General features: G+C 69.1%; 6 protein-coding genes and 1 pseudogene. 3 read left to right on the top strand and 4 right to left on the bottom strand.

Annotated elements, in window-relative coordinates; genetic code table 11:
* Positions 1-185: 185 nt before the first annotated feature.
* The 4 genes and pseudogenes from ACFTWP_RS34670 to ACFTWP_RS34655 all read right to left on the bottom strand — a co-directional run bounded on the left by ACFTWP_RS34670 (position 186) and on the right by ACFTWP_RS34655 (position 12714).
* Positions 186-551, bottom strand: a complete 366-nt coding sequence (locus ACFTWP_RS34670) for a hypothetical protein (RefSeq protein WP_380269000.1) — start codon at positions 549-551, stop codon at positions 186-188.
* 460 nt (positions 552-1011) lie between these two features.
* Positions 1012-1161 (bottom strand): annotated as a pseudogene (locus tag ACFTWP_RS34665) (transposase); the annotation flags it as partial.
* Positions 1162-1440: 279 nt separating this feature from the next.
* Entirely contained in the window at positions 1441-1998 is a 558-nt protein-coding gene (locus ACFTWP_RS34660) for an SMI1/KNR4 family protein (protein WP_380268999.1), read from the bottom strand.
* A gap of 12 nt (positions 1999-2010) precedes the next feature.
* Positions 2011-12714 (bottom strand): LamG-like jellyroll fold domain-containing protein, encoded by a 10704-nt coding sequence (locus tag ACFTWP_RS34655; protein WP_380268998.1) that lies wholly within the window; start codon positions 12712-12714, stop codon positions 2011-2013.
* A gap of 714 nt (positions 12715-13428) precedes the next feature.
* Between ACFTWP_RS34655 and ACFTWP_RS34650 the strand changes: the two genes are divergently transcribed.
* From ACFTWP_RS34650 to ACFTWP_RS34640, 3 genes are all read left to right on the top strand, one after another.
* Positions 13429-13623: a hypothetical protein gene (locus ACFTWP_RS34650; protein ID WP_380268997.1), complete on the top strand. Its 195-nt coding sequence runs from the start codon at positions 13429-13431 to the stop codon at positions 13621-13623.
* A 325-nt stretch (positions 13624-13948) separates the two neighbouring features.
* Positions 13949-14740 carry a hypothetical protein gene (locus ACFTWP_RS34645; protein ID WP_380268996.1) on the top strand — a complete coding sequence of 264 codons (792 nt, stop codon included), beginning with the start codon at positions 13949-13951 and terminating at the stop codon, positions 14738-14740.
* The coding region (locus ACFTWP_RS34640; protein WP_380268995.1) for a caspase family protein at positions 14737-17836 on the top strand (3100 nt) is incomplete at its 3' end. The genes ACFTWP_RS34645 and ACFTWP_RS34640, both read left to right, overlap by 4 nt.

Genomic DNA, 17836 nt, shown 5'->3' with positions numbered 1-17836 from the left:
GGACGGAGGGGTCTCCTTCAGATAAGGAAGCGATCAGGAACAACAGGCCATCCACCTGGATCTCCGGTGGCCATCAGCCTGGACTCGACTGGCCGCACACCTGGACTTTGCCACGACCGCCGACACGCCCGGGGCCAACTCTCTGGAGGGTCAAGGCTCGGGTATGTCGTATGACTCACGGGACGTCAGCTGATCACCGCCGAGGTGAAGCCAGCGAGCCTGTCTGATCTGAGGGTTCTGGACCCCGTGGTGCTTTGGGCTTCACCTGCTTCGGCCCCCATTAGATGGTGCTTGCTGCCCGGCCGGCCCTGTCGGAGGATTCCCGCTGCGGTCCTCTTCATCTGGGCGAGCAGGGCTTCGGCTGCCTGCGGGTTCGCTTCCCTGGCTGCGGAGTAGGTGGCCGGAGCGAGCGCGGCGTAGGCGCCCTGGAGGCCCTTGAGAGCCACTCTCAAGTCTCTGGTCGGGTCGGGCGCCACGATGACCGCCCGGTACTCCGGCGATATTACCGTCACATCCAGCTCGGCCACGGCCGACAGCAATGCCGCGGCCACACCGGCCCGCTCCACCGGCCGCCGCGGACGGCCTGTCGGCCAGCGCCTCATCCACCGTCTCCCGCGTGATCCGCAGCCGCGTCAGCTGACCCTCTGGTCGGGACAACTCCTCCGGAAGCGCGGCAATCTGCTCACGCAACCGATCAACCCGATCATGAGCCGCGGCCTCCTTGGCCTCCAATGCCTCCATCAACGATGGCACTACACCACCCGCCCCGGCTCGACGCCCGCACCCGCTGCGGGCACCCCGCCGATGACGCTAGGAGTTCACCAGTCCGGTCACGCCGGAAACCCTCGAACATTACCCCAACGAGGCTCCCCTACAAGATCTGCACCTATCGCCGATCGTCCTCGTAGCGCTTCACCCGCCGCCGTCGTACGGCCTCGGAGCCACCCGCACGAGTGACGCCCCCGCAGATCACCGCAATTTGCGGCTGGTGACAGCATTCTTACCAGCACAGATGCCGGTGTAGAGCACGAACAGGACGTACTGCAGACAGCGTCTGTCATCGACTGGGCGATGGCCCGGAGACCACTGCGGCCAGGCTGGCAGCAACGGCTCGATCCGGGCCCACAATTCTTCGTTCACAATCCATAGATTGTTGCTCACGCGATCACGAACGGACGAATCGTCACATCGGTAGCGCTCACCAGTAGCGAGTCACAAGATCGTGCTACGATTTCTCGGAATTCAGGAACGAAACGCCCAGTCAGATCCTCGTAGAACATCGCCGAAAGTTCGTACCGCGCTTGCGCCCGCGAACAGTCGAAGCAAAAGTCGTTCGGATCGCCCTCATGAAGGCAATCCGAACGACTCCTCAATGAACTCTCTCCAAAGACCGGTCCTGACCATGTGCTAAAGGCCCATCCCAGGCGCTGACCCGCATGCTCAAGGCGACAATGACCGCCACATTTCGGGACTCATGGAACGGTCGATGAGTTCCTCGGCATCGGGGAATTCGCCCGTCAGAACAGCGGCGAGGAAGTCGGCCATGCCGCCGTCGAAATAATTCATTTCACTGATACCGAACCGCCACACCACGACCGGCCATTGGCTGGGGTCGTCGGCCGATGTGTCCCAGCAGAAATAGTCGCAAGTGGTGTTGCTTCCCCATGCGAGCAGGCCACCCTTCGCCGGAAACGGCTCGTACGGACGGCCAAACTCAGGGACCCACCCGTACCACACCTCAAGCATCTCCCCGATGTCCTTGTTGAACTCGTAGAGGCCGTCGAACCTCTCCCCGTCCGGAACACCCGGCCGGAGGGACGGCGCCCCCACAACAAGGTCCCCGAAGTACTGGACGCGGCCATACCGTTCCACCAGCTCCCGGAAGTCCGCCGGCAGCTGAACACCGAGCCTCTCGACAGCCTCCGCCCAATTCACGCTGGTAGGCTCGCGGCCAGACTCGCCCATCAGCTCCCCGAGACGGCCGATAGCACTGATCATCCCTTTGCCCTTCTAATCGCCAAGCTGAACCATTTGTCCACCAGGGCCAAGTTTCTCATTGTTTACGATTCTCGATCCTAGCCCCGCCCGCCTACCGTCGGCGCCTTCCCCGAAAGCTACCATGAAGAATCCAGTCGGAATCTTACTCGACGGCGTGCTATAGATCGGATCTACAATGTAGGTGACGACCATTTTATCCTTCAGGGCTTTCCCTACAACGTTTTGTTCAAAATCTCGCATTCCAAACGCAGTTGTGTTCACACCGCGCTGGAAGCATGGCGTTAGGTTCTTTGCCACGCCTCGGCCACCAAACTCCCGAGCTATGAGGTGGCAACGGGCCAGCAGTAGCGAGTCCTTGTCAGCGAGGTCCCAGCCCGCGGCTGTCGCAGTCGTCTGGGCTTCCGCCCACCCTGTGATGGGTCCGTCCGCACGCGCGCCACGCTTGGCGTTCGGCGTACCGACCAGGCATGCCTCGGCCATGGTGGGCCGCTTCACTCCCGGGCTGCCTGCGACATCCTCCATGTCGCCATAGTCAATCCATCCCCGACCCCCAGGCCTCCTGTCGTCACTCTCGGCCGTGGCCGGGCGACGGTCCAGGCAGCTCGGCCGCCTGTTCCCGCCCTGATTCGGTTGAGGACCGGAGGCAGCCACCGTGTTCGGGGTGACATTCGGCTGCACTATCAGCATGGCAGAGAGGGCAGCGGAGCTGTAGGAAGCGGCGATGACGTTGAGGGCGTCGTGGTTGTTCGGCGGGGACCAGTTGAGCTTGGGGGCGGGGCGCTCGACGGCGGGCCGGGTCTTGTCAAACAGGGGCTTGGGGGGCTCAGGGTGGAAAACGGTGGGGCGCACGGGCGATGTGGGTCGGCGGCAGGTGGTGCATTGGCCGCCCGGCGACTGGGGGCTGCCCGCGCCGGTCGGGCTCTGCGATGAGGAGGAGGGAGAGGAGGTCGGCCGGGAGCTGTGCCGGGCCTCCCACTGAGCCTGGTAGTACTCGCTGAGGTCGTAGGAACCGTTCCCCGTCGCGGTGTAGAACCCGACGGCGCCTGACGGGTTGGTGTAGGCGGACGTGTAGTTCTGGGTCGGGCTCTTCCCGGTGTACGAGTTCAGCTGGTCGGCGTAGGCCTGGGAGGTCTGGGGCTTGCCCGCGGTCGGGGGCTGGCCCGCGCTCTGGGGTCCCGGCTTGATGGTGATCTTTCCGTCGAACTTGCCCTTCCCGAACTCGATGCCCTGGTTGTTGCTGTTCGCGGGTGCCTGCTGACCGGTGACGGGGGCGGGGGCGGGCCTGACGCCGCCGCCGCCACCGCCGCCGCCGGCGCCGTCCTTGATGGATGCATGCCCGGTGGGGTCGATGCCGTTCAGCGGATCACTGTTGGCGTAGGTGTAGCGGTTGGCCTGGCCGGAGGGACTGGGGTCCAGGAGGAAGGAGTCGCGGCTGGTGAAGCCTCCGGTGCCGGGGCGGTACCAGCGGGCGGCCATGTTGACATCGCCGCTGATGGGATCGGTCCAGCCGCTCTGGTAGCCGAGGCTGGAGCGGGTGCCGCTGGTGGTGGTGGGCTTGCCGAAGGGGTCGTAGGTGGTCGCGCCGACGACGGAGGTGCCGTTGGTATCGAGGGTGGCGGTGGCGTCGGTGTGCCGGTCGGTGCGCACCCGCACGTTGGCGGTGCCGTTGGTGGCGCCGAGCAGGTTGCCGGCCGTATCGCGGGCATAGCTCCAGGTGCCGTCGCCGGTGAGGTTGTTGGAGCCGCCGTCGTAGGTGAACTTGGCGGCACCCCGGCTGGTGACGCGGTCGAGGCCGTCGTAGGTGTAGGTGGTGGTCCCGTCGGTGATCAGGCGGTTGAAGGCGTCCTGGGTAAGGATCTCGTCGGTGGTGCCAGTGGTGACCTGGGCGAGGGTGCCACGGGCGTTGTACCGGTAGGTACTGGTGCCGTCGGAGAGGAGACGGTTGCGTTCGTCGTAGGTAGCGGTGGTGGTGCCGTTCTTGGTGCGGTTGCCGGCCGCATCCCACTGGTAGGCGGTGGTAGTGCCGTCGGCGGTCCAGGAGGTCAGGCGGCCGGCTTGGTCGTAGCCGTAGCGGTTGTCCTTGACGGGGTCGATGGCGCCGCCGCTGACCGTCTTGCGGGTCAGACGGTCGTCGAGGTCGTACTCGTAGGTGGTGCCAGTGAGCGGGGCGGTCGCGGGGTTGCCGGCAAGAACCTGGTCGCTGCTCAGACGGCCGAGGGCGTCGTAGCTCAGGCGCCGCTCCGACGTGGACTTGAGCTTGGTGGCGTCCGCCGGGTCCGGTGCGACGTACCACTGCTTGTTGATGCGGCCGTCGCCGTCGTAGGCGTACCAGTTCTGGGTCTGGGTCTTGGAGTTGCTGGCCCAGTCGAGTTGGCCGTCGGCCTTGTAGCCGAGGACGGTCAGGTCACTGTCCTTGTCACGGTGCTTGGTGATTCGCCCGTCGGCGTCGTACTCCCAGGTCTGGGCGGCCGCCGTCAGATCGGTGCCGGCCTTGATGAGCAGGCCGCGGTCGTTGTAGGCGTAGAGCTGCCCGTTCAGGGCCGAGGAGTTGTGCCGGATGAGATTTCCGGCCTTGTCGTAGGTCAGCTCCCGGTCGATGGTGGTGGCTTGCGTACCGGTGCCGCTCTCCTTCACCAGTCGGCCGGCGGGATCGAAGGAGCGGGTGCGGACGACGCTGCCGGGTTCGGCCAGCTTCACGGCTTGGCCGGCCACGTCGTACGTGGTGGTCCAGGTGCGGCTGGAGGCGGCCGGATGCGCCGCAGTGACCGGCTCGACGGTGGACTCGGGCAGGCCCCACGTGTTGTAGGTGTAGATGGTGCTGTTGCCCCGGCCGTCGGTGAGGCGGGTGCGGTTGCCTGCGGCGTCGTAGCCGAAGGTGGTGGTGATCGTCTGGCCGGTGGCAACCGGTTCGGTGAGCTTCACCGGGCGGCCGAGCGCGTCGTAGTCGGTGCGGGTGACGGCACTGGTGGTCGGGCTGGTGGTGGTGAGGACGCGCCCTTCGAGGTCGAAGCCGGCGGTGGTGGTGCGCAGGACGGTCCCGGCGGCGTCCAGGTTGTCGGTGGCGGTGGGGTTGCCGAGGCCGTCGTAGCGGATGCGCACGGATTCACCAAGCGGGGCGATGGCTCGCACCGTGCGGCCGAGGCCGTCGTACTCGGCCTTGCTGACGCGGCCGAGCGGGTCGGTGCTCGTGAGCACCTGGCCGGCGCGGTTGTAGGTGGCGGTGCTGGTGCTGCCGGCCGGGGTGGTGAGGGCGGTGTTGTTGCCGGCGTCGTCCCAGGTGAACTTAGTGGTCAGGTTCTGCGGGGTGGGCTGGCGCTCGACGATGGTCGCGGTGAGAGTGCGGCCGAGTTGGTCGTAGGTGGCCTCGGTGCGGGCGCCGACCGGGTCGGTGGCGGAAAGCTGCAGGCCAGTGGGGGTCCAGGTGGCCGACCAGGTGGGCGGATTGTCGTCCACCGGGGGCTGGAGGCCGCCGAGGGAGTTGGGGTCGACCCGCTGGATCTGGTGGTCGAGGCGGTCGTAGCCGAAGGTAGTCCGCCGCCCGGCCGGGTCGGTGATGGCGGCGACACGCGAGAGTTTGTCGTACTCGATACGGCTGACAGCATTCAGCGCAGTGGTGGCGCCTGGCGGGGTGTAGGAGGGCAGACGGGCCTCGGTGATGCGGCCGAGCGGGTCGACGGCGATCTTGGCGACCTGGCCGAGCGGGTCCCTGGTGGAGACGGCCTCGCCGAAGGCGTTGTAGCCGGTGGTGTTGGTCGGGCGGGCTGTGGTGGCGGCCGCGCCTCCGCTCTCGGTTGCAACTGATGGTGCGATCGCGGCGGTCTGGCGTCCGAGGGCGTCGTATTGGAAGGCGGTGGTGTAGGCGGCCGAAGCGGCGCCGGCGGCGTTGCCGTTCGGGGAGGTGGCGGCGGTGAGCCGGCCGCGCTGGTCGTAGCTGAAGGTGCTGACCGCGGTGGCGCCGCCGGTGGAGGAGGCGAGCTGGGTGCGGGTCAGGCGGCCTGCGAGGTCGTAGGTGTTGGTCTGGACGCTGTTCTCGGCGTCGCTGACCTTGAGGGTGCTGGTGGTGACGCGGTCATCGGCGTCGTAGGTGAGGGTGCTGGTGCGGTTGAGGCCGGTCGGGTCGAGGACGGTCTGGGTGACACGCCCGGAGGGGTCGATGGTGCGTACGGCGGTCGTGCCGTCGGCGGTGGTCTGCTTCACGAGGTGTCCGGCGCCGTCGTACTCGTCGGCCTCCATGACGATCGAACGGGTGGTGCCGTCGGCTTGGGTGACGCCTTCCGCTTTGGTCGTGGCGGGCAGGCCGTCGTCGAAGTAGGTGTAGCTGGTAACGGCGCCCACGGCGTCGGTGACAGAGGCGAGGCGACCGGCGGGATCGTAGGCGCGGGACTCGACGGCGAGGTCGCGGGCCGCCTTGCCGTCGCCGTTCCAGCCCGTGACGGCGGTGGTCGCGGGCTGGCTGCGGGAAGTGTAGGTGTAGGTGGTGACCTGGCCGAGCGGGTCGGTGACGGAGGTGCGGCGGCTGAGGCTGTCGTAGCCGTAGCGAGTGACGGATCCTGCGGCGTCGGTGTCGCTCTCCGGGCGGCCAGCGCTGTCATAGCTGCTGCTGGCGGTACGGGAGCCGTCGAGGCCTGCGATGTCTGCAGTGGTCGTACTGGTGGAACGGCCGTCGAAGTCGAAAGTGACGGTGGTCCTCGTCTGGTGGGTGTCGCCGGTAACGGCATCAGTCACCTTCGGGCCGGTCTGCGCGACCTGGCGACCGAGATCGTCGTACTCGTAGGTGGTGGTGACGCCGGCGGGCTGGGCGTCGGAGGTCTCGGTCGTCCAGGCCTTGCGGCCTGCGGCGTTGTAGCCGTAGGTGAGGGTGAGTCCGCTGGGCAGGGTGGTGCGGGCCAGGTCGCCGTTGGAGAAGTAGGTGTAGCCGGTGACGGCGCCTGCTGCGGTGGTCTCGCTGGCGAGCAGTCCGGCCGGGGTGGTGCCGCCACCGAAGGCAGGTTCGGTGCCGGTGGTATAGGTGGTGCGGGTGGTGCGACCGTCAGGGCGCGTGGTGGAATCGGGCAGGCCGAGCGCGTTGTAGGCGACGGTCATGCGATAGGTGGTGTCGCCGGGCCCGGCAGAGCGGGCGTCGCGGGTCTCGACGGGCTTGTCGTTGCGCGGATCGCGCGGGTTGTCCTTGTTGTAGAAGTAGCTGGTGTACGCCGTCCAGCAGGAGTTGACGTCGCGGCAGGTGGTCAGGGAGAGGGTGTTGCCGCGCTCGTCGTGACCGCTGACGGTGGAGTGTCCGTTCGGGTCGGTAACGGTGTGGACGAAGCCACCGGTGTCGTAGGTGTAGCTGGTGGTGCCGCCGGCCTCGTCGATGTGCGAAATGAGGCGGTTACCGCGGGTGACGTCGTGGATGTCGGTGGAGACGTTGCCGGCCGGGTCGGTCAGTGTCACGCGGGAGGCCAGTTCGGTGGCCGAGGAGAGGGACCGGGCCTGGTAGTGGGCGGCCACGCGCTCCGCGCTCAGCGGGTACTGGTAGAACGCGACCTCGTCGAGCTGACCGTTCAGCCAGGACCAGCCGCCGTTGCCGCCGGGCATGTTGCCGACGTAGCCGCCGCCCAAGTAGGTGCGGTTCATGTTCAGGTGAACGACGGTACCGGTGGCGGTGCCGACCAGGGTGCCGTCCAGGTACAGCGACTGCGTGCCCTGTCCGGCGCTGAGCACCGCCTGGTGCCAGGAGCCGTCGGTGACGGCGCCGCCGGAGGTGATCGGTCCGCCGTTGATGCCGAAGAACTCGCCGCGCAGCTTCCCGTCGGATCCGACGTACAGGGCGGGCACGACGCTGTACGGCGCGGCGCCCATGGGCTCGCTCTGCAGCGAGAGCAGCACGCCGGGTGCGCCGGTGCGGAACCAGAGCTCGGCGGCGATGTCGGTTTTGGCCTGCAGGATGGGAGTGGGGAGGTCGACGTAGGAGCCGCTGGTTCCGTTGAATTCGGTGGCGCGACCGTCGCCAGGTCCGAAGACTCCGGTGGTGCCGGGCTTGGCTGCCGGTGCGTAGCTGCCGTTGCCCTTGATCGCGGCAACCTCGCTGGCGGCGGCTGTGCTGCCGGTTTCGTCGAGGCGCCAGTAGCCGGCCGGCGAGTCGGCGACGACAGAGCCTCGGTAGCCGACGCCTTGCCCGGCGACCTGCGCGCTGCGGGCCCGATAGTGGGCCACGACGTCCGCCTCGCTGAGCGGGTGCTGGTAGATCCCGGCCTCGTCGATGGTGCCGGTGAAGCGGCTGATGTCGCCGGGCGAGGCCGGCCAGCCCCGCGCGTAGCCGGCGCCGAGGTAGGTGTGGCTGTTGACTTGGTGGTCGACCGTACCGCTCTGGACGCCGACAACCTGACCGTCGAGGTAGAGGGTCTGTGCGGTTCCCTGGACCGAGAGCACGGCATGGTGCCAGGAGCCGTCCGTGACGCTCTGGGCCGAGGCCGCGCTGGACGGCGCGTTGCCGGAGAAGCGGCCGCGGAGCTTGCCGTCCGAACCAACGTAGAGGACAGGGGTCCAGGTGCCGCCGACGCCGGCCGGGTCGTCGATCTTCTGGCTCTGGTCGCCCATCAATACGCCGGGACTGGTGGTGTTGAACCAGAGTTCGACGGCCAGTTCGGTCTTGGCGTGGAGGACGTCCTGGGGGATCTCGATCTGCGAGGTGGAGCCGCCGTCGAAGCGGGCAGCGGTGTCGTCGGTCGGTGCGAAGACGCCCGGCGCCTTCTTGCTGACTCCGTCACCGTAGGTGCCGGCGAGGCCGGTTCCCGTCTCGCTCGCGGCGAGCGCGCCGTCGCGCTCGCCGAGCCGCCAGTAGCCGGCCGGATCGGAAGTCTTCACGGCGTTGTTGTAGAGGAACGATCCGCCGGTGAACGTGGGGTCGGAGATCTTCCAGTCGCCGCCGGCGGAGTCCGTCACCTTGGTGACTCGCTCCGTCGCCGCGTCGTAGGTCACCTGCGCGCTGGTACGACCGGTCGGCAGGGTCGTCTTGGTGAGCTGGGTGCTGCTGGCTCGCAGGGCGTAGTGCTCGCCGATGACCTGGTCGGTCAAGGGGTAGTCGTAGACCGCGACATCGTCGATCTGGCCGGTGAACCAGGACCAGCCGCCGTTACCACCGGGATAATTGCCGGTGTAGCCGCCGCCCAGGTAGGCGCGGTCCATGTTCAGATGGTCGATGTCACCGGCGGTGGTGCCCACCTTGGCACCGTCGAGGAACAGTGCGGTGTTGTCCCGGGCACCGGCGAGCACCACGTGGTGCCAGGCGTTGTCGGTGACGCTGCCCGAGGTCGCGATCGAGTCCTGTGGGCTGTTGAACTTGCCGCGCAGCTTGCCGTCCGAGCCGACGTAGAGCGCCGGAACGACGTTGTACGGGTTCTCTCCCATGGCGCGGTTCTGATAGGTGAGGATCACACCTGCCGTGCTGGTACGGAACCACAGCTCGACGGTGCGGTTGGTGGAGGCGCTGATCGTGCGGTTGGGCAGTTCGACGTAGGAGGTGGAGCGCCCGTTGAAGGTCACCGCGTGGTCGCCGCTGCCAGCGAGCGCACCCGGTGCACCCCAGGTCGCGTCCTTGACGTCGCCGGGTGCCCGGTCGCTGACTTGGGCGTCGTTGGCGGCCGCGCTGCCGTCCGACTCGCCGAGGCGCCAGTAGCCACTCGGGTCGGCGTCTCGCACGGCGGTGCGGTAGCGCGATCCGGTGCCGTACTCGTAGACGGTGCAACCGGTCGCGGCGGTGAGTGCAACGCCGGGCGGGCAGACCTTGGTGAGCTGGTCGCCGTTGTACTGGTAGGACCAGCTGTTGGTGGACCCCGTGGCGGTCACGGCGGTGACGTGGGTGCCCGTCCAGGTGAGGTTCAGCGAGCGGCCGGAGGCTGAGTCCTTGACCTGGACGGCGTGGCCGCCGCTGTAGACGAAGTCCTGGGTGTGGCCGGCGGTGTCGGTGATGCGGGTGAGCTTGCCGTCGGCGCCAAAGGTGTGGATCACGCCCACGCGGTCGGTGAGCGTCCAACCGCCGCTGTCCGCCTTGCGCAGATCGGCCGCCACGCCGCTACCCGCGACGTAGGCGTTCTTCCCCGGGTTCCAGCCGAACCTGGCCCGGGAACCATTGGAGGCAGTGAGCAACACGTTCCCGGGCAGGGAGAGCCAACTGCTCGATTCCACCTGGATCTGCATGTCCCACGGGCTGCTCCAGCCGGCGCCGAACGCGCCGTCGGATCGCGGGTCGAGCGAGTTGTAGCTGCGGGTGACGGACAGGTCCGGGCCGACCGTGGGCAGCGTCGCGTCCGTCGCCGCGGTGGTGTAGTTACCGACAGCGGTGTTGACGCTGCGCCCGGCGTCGGCGTCGGTGACGTACTGGTTCGGCTGCGGGAGTACGGCGCGGATGAGTGAGGTCAGTGACCAGGCGCTCTCACCGGCTCCGTCTCCGACCTTGGCGTACCAGGCGTACTGCTCGTTCCAGTCCAGCCAGCCTTCCGGCACCACGAATCGGGACTGTCGGTGCAGCCAGGCGCTCGTGTGGCAGTCCACGTGGGTGTCGGCGCCGACCACGCGGCACACGGAGAACTGGTAGTCGACCTCGGGGTAGGGCGATCGGTCGGGGTCCTGACCCTCGGCGGTGAGGGTGGGGTTGAGCTGGTACACCACCGCCCCCGAAGGCGGGGCGAGCCGGGTGAGGTGCGGCGGTACGTTGACCGACGAGAGCTGGATCGAGATTGGCTGCACGCGCGCGTCGGCCCAGAAGTTGCTGTGCTGGTAGTCGTCCATCGTGAAGGCGACGGTGTACGCGCCCTGCGGCAGGGAGCGGATGTGCGCGTCGACCACCACGCCGCCACCCGGGGGGACGTCGTAGGGCATGGACGTCCAGGCGATGTTGCTGCCGTAGTTGGTGATGTCGTTGCCCCACTGGTCGAACAGCAGGTACGACATCTTGTAGCTGTTGCCGGGTGTCCAGGTCTCCATGCCGCGGTTCCAGGCACGCAGCCGGACGATGCCCTCCTGGGTGGCGGTCACCGGCTGCTGGAGGCCCCAGAGCTCGTAGTCCGCGCCGTACTTGGACCAGGTCACGTTGAGGCTGGGCTCACCGCCGGGCATGTCATCGCTGCCGAACTGCTTCCAGCCGTTCGAGTCCCGCTCGTCGGCCTTGATCGCCAGGCCGTAGTTGGGCGTCCATCCATGGGTCCACTCATTCACCAGGCGCCGGCCGTCTGCACCGAGGTCGAGGGACTCCCAGGCGGGGGCGCACGCCCAGGACGCGGACGGGGAGGAGCGCCATCCGTGGGCGAAGTTTCCGGCCGTGAGCGCGCCGCCGGTCGTGGGGCCAGGCCACGAGCGCACCGAGCTCTCCGACCAGGCGGACGTGATCTGGTGGACAGTCACCGGCCGGGCATTGCAGGAAGCGGACCACGCGTCGTAAAGCGAGAGCTGGACGCCGAGGATGTTGGCGTTCTGGAGGGAGGACTCGATGCCGTTGAAGCGGATGAACGACGCCGCCTTGTGGGCCCCACCGTCGTAGGTGCCGGCCTTCAGGACGGTGTCCGCGGAGAAGTCCTGGTTGTAGGGACTCTCCGCGTAGGTGCCGTCGACCGCCTTCACGGAGGAGAGGGACGGGTCCACCTTCACGGGGAAGACCCGCTCGGGAGCGTGCAACCAGGTCTCGTCCAGCTTGACCTTCAGCGCCGGGCCCGCTGCCTGTCCGGCGACTGGGGGGAGGAGTTCGTAGGTGACCTGGCCGGAGAAGACGCCCTCCTCGGTGTTGGGCGCGAACGCGGAGTCCTGCATCCAGCCGGCCGGCATGCGGCCGCGCACCGTACCAGCGGTGTCGGTGAACAGAACCGCACCGCTTGCATCCAGGGACGCGGTCACACCCTGAAGGCGGAGCGGGAACACCCACTCGGTGGGCGCGGAGGAGTCCTTGAGGACGAGGGTCTCCTTGAAGGAGGTGCTCCCGGCAAGGAAGGTGACGTCGGCCTGCGGGCGGGCGTTCGGGTAGGTCAAGGTGCTGCCCTGAGCGGTGCCCTGGACCGCGGCGGCGTCATGGAGGGCGTAACCGACGGAAACTCCGTCCCCGAGATCGAGGCTGACCAGTGGGTCCGCGTCCGCGGTGAGCGCCAGGTTCAGCTGACGCTCACCGGAGCTGGTGGTCCAGCCGGTCTGGGTCGGCGCCGCGCGGCCGGCGGAAGCCTTGCCCGAGGCGATCAGCGTGGTGTCGATGGACGCCCAGGTGCCGTCGGCGCGACGGAAGTTGACCGCCTGGGGATAACTGCGGGTGGTGAACGTGCCGTCAGCGTTCTCGAAGGTGCGCTGCTGAGCCGTGCGCTTCTCGGGAAGTTCCTTGCTCTTCGCCGGATCGAAGCTCTTCGCAGGGTCGATCTTGGTGCTCGGCGGTTGAACGGGTGCAGCAACGACCTTGGCCTCGGTCGTGGGCAGCGCCGCCGGCGGCGGTATGACGGCCGCCGCCGGCTCGGTGCCGGTCGCCTTCTCCTCCGCGAGCTCCCCCGGAGCTGGAGACGCACCCGGTCGCCCGCCCTCGGCATCGGCACTGGTCGCACCCGCGGTGGTGTCGTGAGAGCGCCCGTCGGCGTCGCCCTGACCCTGCTTCGGCAACGGCCCCGGATCGACGGCTGCCACGGCAGCCTGGCGGACCAGCTCTTCCGCGGCGGCCGCACCTTCGGACGTCCCGAGGACGACCATGACCATGGACAGCAGGATTGCCAAAGAACGGCGGAGCACTCTGAACCCACCAGACAGTTATGTACAGCAAATTGAAGTGGCAGCAGATATATCTGACTGTCATTACATCGACAAAGAACCAAGATCAAGAAGTGACTGGAATCACACGACAAACAGGTGTAAACAGCAGCCAAAGCTCTTGCGAAGCTGTACCGCAGGTCACGGCACTGCGGGGCGCCGTTAACGACTGCGTCACCAACCCCAAGTGCGGTTGATCCTTGGTCCCACCAGCGCCGCGGTCCGCAGCCGCGGGGCGCTGTCGTAATCAAGTTCGTCGGCGGCTTCGGCCATCGGTCCGGCGAGGCTCTCCCGGATGATGGCGGCGAACCCAACCGCAGCACTCGCGGTCATCATCGCCCCCCCTGCTGGCTGCATACACAGAACGGGGCGAGCCGGTTTTAGCTCGCCCGGGAGGACTTGGACGGAGCGGGGCAGGTAGGTGGTGGTGCCTTGCGCCGGTTCGGCGGCCGGGCACGACCGGCCGACACGGGCTGGGCGGCGCGCGAACGCGCCAGTCGGCCGAGCCGTCGGATGTGGGCCAAGCGGTGGCGGGCCGTATCCCTCTGGATTCTGCGGCCTGCTGGAGGCAGAGACCCAAGGTGGTCGGCCCGGTCCTGAGATGACTTTGAAGGCAACCTTCTCCTTCTTGGGGCAGCGCCGCCTCGCTCTGGCCCACTCTGCCCTGACACGCCTGGGCACGTGCTGCTAGCCGCCGAGCACCGGCCGAAGGACACCGGGGCCAAGAAGAGCACCCCCATCCGAACAGCCCGACCGGCGACCAGCGCCACCGGCAAGAAGACCGGCGCCGCAGCCGGCCGCCGGCGCGAGGACCTGTCCAGGCTGACGAAGGCCGAGCTGTACAAGAGGGCCACCTCCCCCTCCGCTCCACCATGACCCGCGACGAACTCCAGACCGCTCTGAAGAAGGCCGGCCACGGCCGGCACGGCCGCCGGGCGGGGCCTGCTCGGGTGAGGGGAAGGGCCATCGCCCGCTCGTTGGGGCGGCTGGTGGGCGGCCTCGGCGGCGCAGTCGGCGAAATCGCGGCGTTGGTGTTGGGGATTCACCTGCCGGGGATGAACGGGTACTGGTAGGTGTGGAGCCGTCGGGGCCGGTTTCTTCAGTTCGGGTGGGGTGGGTGTCGTGGCGCGGGTGGTGTGTGCACGGGATGGGGCAGCAGGTGCAGGGGGAGGACCGGCTGCGGTCCGTGTGGTGGCCGGCCATGAGTGACGGGCTGCGCCGGGCCGGGGCGGAGGGTCTGGTGGCGGAGCTGGATGTGGCGGTGGGCTTCTACGGGGACCTGTTCCGTCCGGCCGGGCAGTTCCTCGCCGCCGGCGACCCGCCCTACACCGCTCGGGATGTCGAGGACGGCTTCGAGCAGGAGTTGCTGGCGGCGTGGTGGCGGGCGGCCGCGCAGACGGACCCGGGGGTGGTGGCGCCGGATGCCGACGGCACGCTGGTGGCGACCCCGCGGTCGGTACAGGCCGCGCTGCGGGCCCTGTCCGGGTCGACGTTCTTCGCGAACCTGGCGCTGCGGGCCGTGGTCGCGGACCTCAAGCAGGTCCGCGCCTACCTGACCGACCAGCAGGTCCGTGAGCAGGCCCGCGCCCGGGTCATGGCGCAGATCGGCCCGGACACCCGGGTGGTGGTGGCGCACTCGCTCGGCTCCGTGGTCGCCTACGAGGCGCTGGGCGCGCTGCCCGGGCACGGGGTGCGGGCGCTGGTGACGATCGGCTCGCCCCTGGGAATCCGCAACCTGGTCTTCGACCGCCTCCAGCCCGCCCCGGAACGGGACGGCAAGGAACTGCGCGGGGCATGGCCGGGCGGCGAGCAGCTGGCGTGGACAAACCTTGCCGCCACCGGCGACGTGGTGGCGCTGGTGAAGGACCTGCGCCCGCTCTTCGGCAGGCGGCTGAGCTCCGCCACGTTGTACAACGGCGTGCACGCCCACGACGCCACCTCGTACCTGACCGATGAGCTGTGCGGGAAGGCCATCGCCGAGGGCCTGGCATGAGCATTCCGCAGGACGGTGATTCAGGGCAGCGCCGGTACCTGATCTCCGCGGTGGTCGCCGACTACCCGAAGAACCGGAAGTGGAACCGGCCCGGCCTGGTGCAGGCCCGCGCCAGGGTCGTCGACCTGTTCACCGGCACGTTCGGCTACCTCCTCCACGACGCGCTGCCGCTCAGCCCGACCAGACAACAGCTGACCGATGCCCTGCGCGCGTTCTGCGCCTCGCCGGAGCGGCGTGAGGACGACCTGCTGACGCTCTACCTGTCCTGCCACGGCGAGATCCTCGACGACGGCGAGGAACACGTCCTGCTCACCGCCGACACCGACCCCGACGACCTGACCTACACCGCGCTGCCCACCACAGAGCTGACGCGGACGATGCTGCGCGACACCCGGATCCGCCGGGTGATGCTGCTGCTGGACGCCTGCTACGTCGGCCAAGGCGGCAACCAGATGGCCGCCGCCGCGCTGGAGCGCCTTGGCGCGGCCTGGGGCAGGAGTTCCGGGTCAGGCCTAGTGGTCGTCTCCTCCGCCCAGCCGCACCAGCAGGCGACGGCAGGCCTGTTCCCGAAGCTGCTGGAAGAGGCGGTCACCGCTCTGTCGGTCGCCGGACACGGGCCCGGCACGCTGTCGGTGGACGCCGTCGTGCAGCACATGAACGGCTCAAAGGACCTGCCCGGCCACCAGCGGATCGGCCTGGCCATGGTGGGCCTGGACGGCGAGCCGCCCGCGTTCCTTCCCAACCCCCGCCACGACGTACAACTGACCGAGGTCGACCTCGTACTCCAGCAGGCCGCCGCCTTCGACGAACAGGACCAGCGGCGGGAGACCGAGTTCACCTCCCGCCTGCTGGTACGCGCCATGGGCTACCACGCAGATCCGGGTGGCGACCTCATCACAGCCCCCACCTGGTGGTTCAGCGGCCGACACACCGCCCTCCGGGCCCTCGCCACCTGGCTCAACCCCCCTCCCGGCCCGGACACGCAGGCCTGCCGGGTGGTCACCGCCGCCCCCGGCTCCGGCAAGACCGCCGTCCTCGGCCTGATCGCCGCCCTCACACACCCCGAACGCCGCCGCACCGTCCCCCTCCACGCACTCGGCCTGCCGCAGGACCTGATCGCCGCCGGCACCCTAGACGCCGCGGTCTACGCCCAGCGTCTGACCGACACCGACGTCCTTGAGGCCCTCTGTGCCGCTGCCCGCGTCCGGGCCAGCACCGTCGGCGAACTCCTCGACGCCCTCGACCACCGCCCCCGGCCACTGACCGTCCTCATCGACGCCCTCGACGAAGCCGCCACCCCCCACACCCTCTGCACCACCATCCTGCGCCCCCTCATCCAGCACTCCCGCGGCCGCATCCGCCTGCTGCTGGGCACCCGCCCCTACCTCCTGCCCCGCCTCGGTATCGACCCCACCAACACCGACCACGTCATCGACCTCGACAGCCCCCGCTACCGCGACCACCAGGCCCTCACCACCTACACCGCCCGCACCCTGCTCCAGGCCCGCCGCACCTCCCCCTACCGTGACCGGCCCCACACGGTACGACCGGTCGCCCAAGCCGTCGCCACCGCCGCCGGGCACTCCTTCCTCATCGCCCGCATCACCGCCGGCACCCTCGCCGCATCCCCCACCATTCCCGACCCCACCGACGCTGCCTGGCGGGCATCGCTGCCCCGCCACGCCGGCGACGCCATGCGCGAAGACCTCCACCGGCGCCTCAGCCACCACGCCCAGCGCGCCACCGACCTCCTGCGCCCCCTCGCCTACGCCCAGGGCCAGGGCCTGCCCTGGGAGGACATCTGGGCGCCCCTCGCCACCGAAATCTCCGGCCGCCCCTACACCGACGATGACCTCCTGTGGCTGCGCCACGAGGCTGGTTCCTACGTGGTCGAGGCCATTGAGAACGACCGCTCGGCCTACCGGCTCTACCACGAGGCCATGGCCGAGCACCTGCGCGAGGACACCGACGACCGGGCCGTGCATGCCGCCTACGTGCGGGTCCTCACCGACCGCGTGCCTTACCACGCCGACGGCACCCGAGACTGGTCCCGCGCCCACCCCTACGCCCGCACCTACCTCGCCCACCACGCCGCCCAGGCCGGGCTCCTCGACGAGGTCCTCGTCGATGCCGAGTACCTCGTCCACGCAGAACCCCGCGGCCTCACCCCACACCTCCACCACGCCCACCACGACACCGCCCGCCTGGCCGCCGCCGTCTACCGCACCGGCCTCCACCGCCACCAGAACACCACCCCGAGGCAACGCCGCCAGGTCCTCGCCCTCGATGCCGCCCGCGCCGGCGCCCACCACCTCCACCACGACCTCACCCACCGCATCCCACCCGGCACCTGGACACCTCGGTGGGCCACCGGCAGCACCTTCAACCCCGCCCTGCGCGACACCCTCACCGGCCACACCCGCGGCGTGCGCACGGTGGCGTGCACGATGCTCGACGGCCGCCCCGTCGCCGTCACCGGCAGCACGGACGACACGGTGCGGGTCTGGGACCTGACCACCGGCCAGCCGGTGGGTGAACCCCTCACCGGCCACACCGACCACGTGGAGGCGGTGGCGTGCACGATGCTGGACGGGCGGCCCGTCGCCGTCACCGCCAGCACGGACCGCACGGTGCGGGTGTGGGACCTGACCACCGGCCAGCCGGTGAGTGAACCCCTCACCGGCCACACCAACACCGTGCGCGCGGTGGCGTGCACCGTGCTGGACGGGCGGCCCGTCGCCGTCACCGGCAGCGAGGACCGCACGGTGCGGGTGTGGGACCTGACCACCGGCCAGCCGGTGGGCGGACCCCTCACCGGCCACACCAGCGGCGTGACCGCGGTGGCGTGCACAACTCTCGACGGGCAGCCCGTCGCCGTCACCGGCAGTGGGGACACCAGGGTGCGGGTGTGGGACCTGACCACCGGCCAGCCGGTGAGTGAACCCCTCACCGGCCACGCTGGCACAGGGTTCGCGGTGGCGTGCACGGAGATCGACGGTCGGCCCGTCGCCGTCACCGGCAGTGGGGACACCAGGGTGCGGGTGTGGGACCTGACCACCGGCCAGCCGGTGAGCGAACCCCTCACCGGCCACGCTG

Origin of the sequence: Kitasatospora sp. NPDC057015 (assembly GCF_042673745.1) — a bacterium.
GTDB lineage: Bacteria > Actinomycetota > Actinomycetes > Streptomycetales > Streptomycetaceae > Kitasatospora.
This window is presented reverse-complemented; position numbering and strand designations above follow the sequence as displayed.

Excerpts from the sequence above, each read along its gene's own strand:
- ACFTWP_RS34660 (WP_380268999.1), bottom strand. The coding sequence starts at position 1,998 with ATGATCAGTGCTATCGGCCGTCTCGGGGAGCTGATGGGCGAGTCTGGC.
- ACFTWP_RS34645 (WP_380268996.1), top strand. The coding sequence starts at position 13,949 with ATGAGTGACGGGCTGCGCCGGGCCGGGGCGGAGGGTCTGGTGGCGGAG.